The sequence below is a fragment of the Mycobacterium sp. 1274756.6 genome (assembly GCF_001668625.1).
Lineage (GTDB): Bacteria > Actinomycetota > Actinomycetes > Mycobacteriales > Mycobacteriaceae > Mycobacterium.
This window is the reverse complement of the sequence record NZ_LZLJ01000013.1, coordinates 22,793-31,378: the sequence shown is the minus strand read 5'-3', so window position 1 is coordinate 31,378 and position 8,586 is coordinate 22,793. Positions and strand designations below refer to the sequence as shown.

General features: G+C 72.4%; 8 protein-coding genes. 3 read left to right on the top strand and 5 right to left on the bottom strand.

The genetic code is table 11. The features are described from left to right. Both A5643_RS01645 and glpK read left to right on the top strand, forming a co-directional pair. Window positions 1-849, top strand: an 849-nt coding sequence (locus A5643_RS01645) for a class I SAM-dependent methyltransferase (RefSeq protein WP_231995408.1), incomplete at its 5' end; no start/stop codon positions are given. A gap of 57 nt (window positions 850-906) precedes the next feature. Beyond that, complete coding sequence (gene glpK / locus A5643_RS01640; protein ID WP_066851285.1) at window positions 907-2,463, top strand: glycerol kinase GlpK; 1,557 nt, start codon at window positions 907-909, stop codon at window positions 2,461-2,463. Between the two features lie 42 nt (window positions 2,464-2,505). Here the strand turns inward: glpK and A5643_RS01635 are convergent, their stop codons facing one another. Next, window positions 2,506-3,165 carry a PadR family transcriptional regulator gene (locus A5643_RS01635; protein ID WP_066851284.1) on the bottom strand — a complete coding sequence of 220 codons (660 nt, stop codon included), beginning with the start codon at window positions 3,163-3,165 and terminating at the stop codon, window positions 2,506-2,508. A 77-nt stretch (window positions 3,166-3,242) separates the two neighbouring features. Continuing rightward, window positions 3,243-4,145, bottom strand: a complete 903-nt coding sequence (locus A5643_RS01630) for an RDD family protein (protein ID WP_066851283.1) — start codon at window positions 4,143-4,145, stop codon at window positions 3,243-3,245. A gap of 64 nt (window positions 4,146-4,209) precedes the next feature. Here A5643_RS01630 and A5643_RS01625 point away from each other — a divergent pair, with 64 nt between their 5' ends. Then, complete coding sequence (locus A5643_RS01625; protein ID WP_066851291.1) at window positions 4,210-5,202, top strand: stage II sporulation protein M; 993 nt, start codon at window positions 4,210-4,212, stop codon at window positions 5,200-5,202. A 9-nt stretch (window positions 5,203-5,211) separates the two neighbouring features. Here the strand turns inward: A5643_RS01625 and A5643_RS01620 are convergent, their stop codons facing one another. From A5643_RS01620 to A5643_RS01610, 3 genes are read right to left on the bottom strand one after another with little or no spacing between them, the layout of a single operon-like run. Beyond that, entirely contained in the window at window positions 5,212-6,534 is a 1,323-nt protein-coding gene (locus A5643_RS01620) for a DUF58 domain-containing protein (RefSeq protein ID WP_066851282.1), read from the bottom strand. Next, on the bottom strand, window positions 6,534-7,502 hold the full coding sequence (locus A5643_RS01615; protein ID WP_066851281.1) for an AAA family ATPase: 969 nt from the start codon (window positions 7,500-7,502) through the stop codon (window positions 6,534-6,536). Before A5643_RS01615 ends, A5643_RS01620 begins: the two co-directional genes overlap by 1 nt. Further along, window positions 7,499-8,575: a DUF4350 domain-containing protein gene (locus A5643_RS01610; protein WP_502686195.1), complete on the bottom strand. Its 1,077-nt coding sequence runs from the start codon at window positions 8,573-8,575 to the stop codon at window positions 7,499-7,501. Before A5643_RS01610 ends, A5643_RS01615 begins: the two co-directional genes overlap by 4 nt. Window positions 8,576-8,586: the final 11 nt, after the last annotated feature.

The window sequence follows — 8,586 nt, the reverse complement described above, 5'->3', positions numbered from 1 at the left end:
GGCGCCCGCGACGGTGAGCGGGTTCTGGTGCCGAACAACCCGGTTGCCGCCGGGTTGTACCGCGATCGGCCGGCGCTCCGGGCTTGGCGCACCGAACTGGTGCCGTCAGCCATGGCGCTGACCCCGCTGTATCACCCGGAGGGTTGGCGGCTGCCCAATGGCATTCCGCTTGACAGCGCCACCCGCGACATCTTCCTGTACGCCCCCGATGCGATCGCGATCCGATCCCGGGCGGCGATCATGTCGTCGATCGCCGACCGGTATCTGCGCCCCGCCGCAGCGACCCGGTGGACCAGCCTGGCGTGCGGCGCCGCGATCCCGGTTTTCCAGGCCCTCACCGGGCACCGCTGCCGTCGGGTGACGCTGACGTTGGTCGATCTCGATGAGGGTGCCCTGGCTCACGCCGCCGAACTGGGCGCCACGGCCGGGGCCGGCGGCCGGGTCGACCTCCGTCTGCTGCAGCGGCACCTGATCCGGGAGATGATCGTCAGTGACCGGCTGGTCGACGAGGTGGGGGAGGCCAGCCAGGACCTGGTCGACATGCTCGGCATCTTCGAGTACATCCCGGCCGAGTACGGTGAGCTCAAGTCGGCGGCGGTGTTCCTACGCAATGCCTTTCGGCTGCTCAAGCCGGGCGGCGCGGTGGTTGCGGCGAACATGCTCGATACCCACCCGCGACTGGCGTTCAATCAGCGGGCGATCGGCTGGCCCAGGATCTTTCCCCGATCCATCACGGAACTGCGGGAGATCCTGCGTGACGCCGGGATCCCGCCGCAGCAGGTGACGATGACGCTTGCCGCCGACGGGGTCTACGCGGTGCTGGAGATCCGGAAGCCGCAGGAACCCTGATGGCCGCCGCGCGGCATATCGGCGATGTCGCCGGTTCGGCGGGCCGGATAAGCCATCATGAACCCCACGACCCGAGGAGCAGCAGCAGTGGCCCAGTCCGGTGAATTCGTCGCCGCCATCGACCAAGGCACCACCAGCACCCGGTGCATGATCTTCGACCACACCGGCACCGAGGTGGGCCGTCACCAACTCGAGCACGAGCAGATCCTGCCCCGGGCCGGCTGGGTGGAGCACAACCCGTTCGAGATCTGGGAGCGCACCGCGGCGACCCTGGTCTCGGCGCTCAACGCCACCGGGTTGCAAGCCGGCGACCTGGCCGGGCTGGGCATCACCAACCAGCGGGAGACCACCGTGGTGTGGAACCGGCGCACCGGGCGGCCGTATCACAACGCGATCGTCTGGCAAGACACCCGAACCGACCGCATCGCCACCGCGCTGCAGCGCGACGAGCGCGGCGAGGTGATCCGGCACCGCGCCGGCCTGCCGCCGGCCACCTACTTCTCCGGCGGCAAACTGCAATGGATCCTGGAGAACGTCGACGGAGCCCGCGCCGACGCCGAGCGAGGCGAGGCGCTGTTCGGCACCGTCGACACCTGGGTGCTGTGGAACCTCACCGGCGGCCCGCGCGGCGGGGTGCACGTCACCGACGTCACCAACGCCAGCCGCACCATGCTGATGGATCTGCAGACGCTGGACTGGGACGACGAACTGCTGTCGTTCTTCGATGTCCCCAGGGCGATGCTGCCGCGAATCGCGCCGTCGTCATCCCCCGAGCCGCACGGGCTGACCCACGACAGCGGACCGCTCGGCGGCTCGGTGCCGGTGACCGGGATTCTCGGTGACCAGCAGGCCGCGATGGTCGGGCAGGTCTGCCTGACCGCGGGCGAGGCGAAGAACACCTACGGCACCGGCAATTTCCTGCTGCTCAACACCGGGGAGAAGATCGTCCGCTCCGACAACGGCCTGCTGACCACCGTCTGCTACCGGTTCGGCGACGCAAAACCCGTGTACGCGCTGGAGGGCTCGATCGCGGTGACCGGGTCGGCGGTGCAGTGGCTGCGCGACCAGTTGGGGATCATCAGCGGCGCCGCGCAGAGCGAGGCGCTGGCCCGGGAGGTCGCCGACAACGGCGGGGTGTATTTCGTGCCGGCATTCTCGGGCCTGTTCGCGCCCTACTGGCGGTCCGACGCCCGCGGGGCGATCGTCGGCTTGTCGCGGTTCAACACCAACGCGCATCTGGCGCGCGCCACCTTGGAGGCCATCTGCTACCAGAGCCGCGACGTGGTCGACGCGATGGCCGCCGACTCCGGGGTACACCTGGAGGTGCTCAAGGTCGACGGCGGCATCACCGCCAACGATCTGTGCATGCAGATCCAGGCCGATGTACTCGGGGTGGAGGTGGTCAAACCGGTGGTCTCGGAGACCACCGCGCTGGGCGCGGCCTACGCGGCCGGGCTGGCGGCCGGGTTCTGGTCCGGGCCCGACGAGTTGCGCGAGCACTGGCGGGAGGACAAGCGCTGGCAGCCGCAGTGGTCCGCCGAGCAGCGCGCTGCCGGCTACGCGGGGTGGCGCAAGGCGGTGGAGCGCACCCTGGACTGGGTGGACGTGTCCTGACCGGGGCGCCGCACGCGGCTATCGGGATTCGCCGAGCACCGCTCAATCGCTTTCGCCGAGCACGGCGTAGACGTCCCGGCGGGCGGCGTTGACGATCTCGACGATCCGCTGCTGCTGGTCGGCGCTGCCCGCGCGGGCCGCCTGGGCGACCGCACCCAGCAACTGGCCGGTCGCGTCCCGCAACATCGACTGCTCGGCCCCGACCCCGTCGGTGATGTCCTCCCACGGTGCGGTGTGAATCTTCTCGGCGGCGGCACGGCCGGCGTCGGTCAACTCGAAGAGTTTCTTGCTGCCGTCGCTCTCACACACCGCGATGAGGTCTTCGTCGGCGAGCAACTGCAGCGTCGGGTAGACCGATCCGGCGCTGGGCCGCCAGAGCCCGTGACTGCGGTCGGCGATCTGCTGGATCATCTCGTAGCCGTGCATCGGCCGTTCGGTGAGCAGCACCAAGATCGCCGCGCGCACGTCACCGCGGCGGCCGCGGTGGCCCCGGCGACCACCCCACGGGTTGCCGCCACGCCCGAAACCCGAACCGAACGGGATCGCGAAGGCCGGTCCGAAACCGAACGAACCGTCCATCCCGGCGGCCTGCTGGCGCAGGTGGTCGCGACAGTCCGCACCGCCATGGCCCTGATCACCGGGCGGCGGCGAGCCGAAAAAGCCCCGGTTCGGCGCGCCGAAGGGTGAGAACGGAAAGCTCATGGTCTTCTCCCCACTGTGAGCAACGACCCCGACCGACGATATATAACGATATATCGCGACAGGTCGGACGACAAGGCTCAGTTGGGCGGCACCAGCCCGTCCGGTCGACCACCGTCAGCGCCGCCGACCCCGGGCGCCGTCGGCTGCGCGGCGGCCGGCTGGGCGCCCACCGCGGGTTCGGTCCACGACGCGGGTGCGGCCTGTGGTGGTGGCGCGGTGGGATTAGCCGCCGCGCCGACGCGGGTCTGCATCCGAGCGAGTTCCCGGCGGTGCCGCTCGGCGAGCACCGCGGCCAACACCGGTTCGGGCGGGGCCCCGGGCGGGGGCGGCGGGGCGATGGCGCCCACCACGTCGGCGGCGATGCGGTAGGCGATCTCGCCGCGGCGCACCGGGTCGAGTTGCGGGGCGCGGGCCAGGAACTGGCGAGCCGTCTCGGCCTGCTCGGGGCGCAGCCCGGACAGCTGCAGCGACGACGCCCACCAGGCCAGCGCGGGCGGCATCATCGGCGGCGGCGCCAACCGCGGCGCGCGTTCGCTGATCACCCTGGTGCCGGCGAAGATGTCGCCGAGGCGCTTGCCGTGCGGGGAGAGCAGGCTGGAGATCACCGCCGGGCTGCCCAGCAGCAACCAGATCTCCACCACCGACGTGAGCGCCCGAAACGTCGCCTGGCTGACGCGTTCCGGCCCGCCGTCGTCGGCGACGACCCGCAACCCCATCGCCATCTTGCCCAGCGTCCGGCCCCGGGTGGACACCTCGAAGATCAGCGGATACGCCACCGGCACCAGCACCACGAACACGATGGTCAGCGCCTGCACCCACGCGCCGTCGAGTTGCCGGTAGGTGAGCGCCCCCAGCACGGCTCCGGCCAACGTCAGCGCGGAGATCACCACGATGTCGATCAGGGCGGCGACCGCCCGGACGGGTAACTGCGCCACCTGCACGTCCAGGACGACAGCGTCCCCGGTCACCACCTGCGCCATGGCGCAAACGCTACTCGTCGCGCGCCGCCCCCCGGCACGGCATTGCGCCGCTATCGTGTGGCGGGTGGATGTTGACGCCTTCGTGCTGGCCCATCGGCCGGCCTGGGACCGCCTGGAGACCTTGGTCCGGCGGCGTCGGGCACTCACCGGCGCCGAGGTCGACGAGCTCGTCGACCTCTACCAGCGGGCGTCCACCCACCTGTCGATGTTGCGGTCGGCGTCGCGGGACACCGCCACCACCGCTCGGCTGTCCGCCCTGGTAGCCCGCGCCCGGTCGGCGGTCACCGGCGCGCACGCACCGCTGGGCCGGGAGTTCGCGCGGTTCTGGACGGTGCGGTTCCCGGTGGTCGCCTACCGCGCCGGGGTGTGGTGGTTGGCGACGGCGGCGGCGTTCCTCACCCTCACCGCGCTCATCGCCGTCTGGGTGGCGGGTAACCCCGACGTGCAGGCGGCCATCGCCACCCCGGCGCAGATCAAGCAGCTGGTCGAGCACGACTTCGCCGCGTACTACAGCGAACACGCCGCGAGCGCGTTCGCGACCCAGGTGTGGCTGAACAACTCCTGGGTCGCCGCGCAGTGCATCGCGTTCGCGGTGCTGCTGGGGCTGCCGATCCCCTGGGTGCTGTTCCAGAACGCGGCCAACGTCGGTGTCATCGCCGGGTTCATGTTCTCGGCGGGCAAGGGCGACATCCTGCTGGGCCTGCTCGCCCCGCACGGCCTGTTGGAGCTGACCGCGGTGTTCCTCGCGGCGGCGGTCGGGATGCGGCTGGGCTGGATGGTGATCGCGCCCGGTGACCGCCCCCGCGGGCAGGTGCTGGCCGAGCAGGGTCGCGCGGTGGTGGCGGTCGCCGGGGGTCTGGTGGCGGTGCTGTTGGTCGCCGGGATCCTCGAAGCGTTCGTCACCCCCTCGGGCCTTCCCACCTGGATGCGGATCGGGATCGGGGTGCTGGCCGAGGCCGCGTTCCTGACCTACATCGTGTATTTCGGGCGACGGGCGGCGCGGGCCGGGGAGAGCGGCGACATCGCCGATGCCCCCGACGTGGTGCCGACCGGCTGACCCGCCGCGCTACAACCGCCCGGTGAACTTCATCGCCAGATACCGGTCGGCCAGCGCCGGGGCCAGTTCTTCGGGCGTGGCGTCGACGACCTCGACCCCCGCGCGCTGCAGGCGGGCCGCGATCTCGCGCCGCTCGATCCGGGAGCGTTCCGCGGCGGCCGCGTCATAGACCGCGGCGGCACCGGCGCGCCCGGCCGCCAGCGCAGCGACCCGCGGGTCGGCGACCGCGGCCAGAATCACCTGGTGCCGAGCGGTCAACTGGGCCAGCACCGGCATCAGGCCCTCGTCGAGGGCGGAGGCGTTGAGGTCGGTGAGCAGCACCACCAGGGAGCGGTGCCTAGAGCGCCGGATCACCGCCGAGACCATCGCGGTCGCATCGGATTCCACCAGCTCGGGTTGCAGCGGCGCCATCGCCTCGACGAGCTGGGCGAGCAGTTCGTTCCGGGAGGCCCCGAACACCCCGGCCCGCACCACCCGGTCGTGGGCCAGGAAGTCGACCCGGTCCCCGGCGCGCGCCGCCAGCGCCGCCAGCAACAGGGCGGCGTCCATCGACCAGTCCAGCCGGGGCCAGCCGCCGGGGTCGGCGGCGGTGGGATCCACGCCGACGCGGCCCGCCGCGGTGCGTCCGGTGTCGAGCACGAGCAGGATCCGCCGGTCGCGTTCGGGGCGCCAGGTCCGCACGACGACATCGGAGCGGCGCGCGGTGGCCCGCCAGTCGATGGAGCGCACGTCGTCGCCGACGACGTATTCGCGCAGCGAGTCGAATTCGGTGCCCTGCCCGCGCACCAGGATCGGGATGAGGCCGTCCAGTTCGCGCAGCCGGGCCAGCCGCGACGGCAGGTGCTTGCGCGACAGGAACGGCGGCAGGATGCGCACGACGCCGGGCACCGGGGTGGAGCGTTGCCGCCCGGCCAGCCCCAGCGGGCCCAGCGACCGGATGGTGACCGTGGCCGCCTCCTGGTCACCGCGGCGCACCGGCCGCAGCCGGGTGGTCAGCCGGTGTTGCCGCCCGGCCGGCAGGGTGAGGTGGTGGCTGCGCGGTTCGGCGCGGGCGCTGGGGGCCCAGGCGTCGCGCACCAGCCCGCGGAACCGTCGCCGGCCGGTGTGCTCGACGGTCACGGTGGTCTCCACCGGCTGCCCGAGGCGCGCGGAGGTCGGCCCACTGCGCACGGCGCGCAGGGCCCGCGGGCTGGCGGCCAACACCACGTCGGCGCCGACAGCGACGGCCAGGGCGGCACCGAGCACGACGAACGCGGTGGCCGGCCACGGCGCCACCGCGATCGGCAGCACACCCAGCAGCGCGACCAGTCCGGCGCGTCCGGTGACGATCACTACCGCGGCACCGGAACCGCGGCGAGGATGCCGTCGAGCACACCGTCGGGCGAGGCGCCTTCGAGTTCGGCCTCCGGGCGCAGCCCGATGCGGTGCCGCAGCGTCGTCCGGGCCATCGCCTTGACGTCGTCGGGGGTGACATAGCTGCGGCCGGACAACCAGGCCCAGGCCCTGGCGCTGCCCAGCAGTGCGGTGGCGCCGCGCGGCGAGACGCCCAGCTGCAGGGCGGGGGAGCGGCGGGTGGCCCCGACGATGTCGACGATGTAGGCCAGCACCTCCTGACCGGCCAGCACCCGGCGCACCGCGTCGCGGCCGGCGGCCAGATCGGCGGCGCCGGCGACCGGTTGGATCGCCGACAGGTCGCGCGGGTCGAACCCGCGGGCGTGCCGGTCGAGGATCGCGATCTCGGTGTCGCGCTGCGGCAGGTCCACGGTGAGCTTCAGCAGGAACCGGTCCAGCTGGGCCTCGGGCAGCTGGTAGGTGCCCTCGTACTCGATGGGGTTCTGGGTGGCGGCGACGATGAACGGGTCCGGCAGCGCCTTGGGTTCCCCGTCGACGCTGACCTGGCGCTCTTCCATGGCCTCCAGCAGCGCGGCCTGGGTTTTCGGCGGGGTGCGGTTGATCTCGTCGGCGAGCAGCAGGTTGGTGAACACCGGCCCGGGCCGGAAGGTGAACGCGGCGGTGCGGGTGTCGTAGACCAGCGAACCGGTGACGTCACCGGGCATCAGGTCCGGGGTGAACTGCACCCGCTTGAACTCCAGGTGCAGTGCGGCGGCCAGGCTGCGCACCAGCAGTGTTTTCGCCGTGCCGGGCACGCCTTCGAGCAGGACGTGGCCGCGGCAGAGCAGCGCCACCAGCAGACCGCTGACCACCGCGTCCTGGCCGACGACGGCTTTGCCGATCTCGGCGCGCAGGGCCAGCAGGGCGTTTCGGGCCGCGTCGGCCGAATCCGGGTGGGCGTGTGTCATAGGTGGGTGACCTGTCTTTCGATGTCGTCGAGGGCACGGGCGAGGTCCAGCAGGTCGGCGTCGGTGGCCGGCGCTGATCCGAACAGTAACCGGCGCAGCGTGTCCGCCGGGACGGTAGTGCGGTGCGCGACGGCGGCGACGACCGCCTCCGGTGCCGCGGTGACCGGCAGACCCAGCCGGGGGAGCAGCCGCTGCAGGGTCGCGGTGCGCAGCGCGTCGGCCGCGCGGTCGCGGGCCCGCCGGGCGCGATAGAGGCGGGCGCGCCCCTCCACGGTCTCCGATGCCCGCACCACCACCGGCAGCGTCTCGGCCACCAGCGGACCGAGCCGGCGGCCCTGCCAGACCGCGAGCACCGCGACCACCAGGCAGAGCTGCCACACCACCCATTTGACGTTGCCCGGGATCAGATCGCTCAGCGTCTGCTTGCCGGTGCCGCCTTCGGCCTGGGTTTGCGGCCGCTGCGGAGCGAACCAGACCACGTGCGGCCGGGTGCCGGCCAGGTTCATCGCCAGCGCCGCGTTGCCCTCCTCCAGCAGGTGCCCGTTGAGCAGGAACTCCGCGCTGCCCACCACGGTGATGGTCCGCGCACCGTCGTGGTAGCGCACCACGGCGCCCCCGTAACAGCTGGTCAGCCCGTCGGCGGCAGCGGCGTCCTTGGCCTCGTAGGTGATCGCTGTTTCGCCCAGCGCGACGGTGCCGGCCCGGTTGGCCTCGGCCAGCGCACAGTCCGGGCGGCGCTGTGCGCTGCTCCATTGGCGGCTCAACTCCGGTGCCAGGGCGCGCAGCGCGCGCGGGGTCGGCTCGACCAGCAGCCGGTCGCCGGGCAACTCGGCGAGGCGGTCCAGCAGGTCGGGCGCCAAGATCCGTTGGGTCTCGCCGATCACGACCAGCGAGTCGGGCCGGGCGTGCCGGGCGACGTCGTCGACGGCGGTGGCCACCGACACCTGCACCCCGTGGTCGTCCAGCAGCGCGACCAGGGCGTGCGCCCCGGTGGGGTAGGTGGATTGGGGATCCATCCTGCCGCCCGGCCGCGGTTGGAGCAGGGTGTAGCTCAGCACCCCGATGACCGCCATGGCCAGCAGCG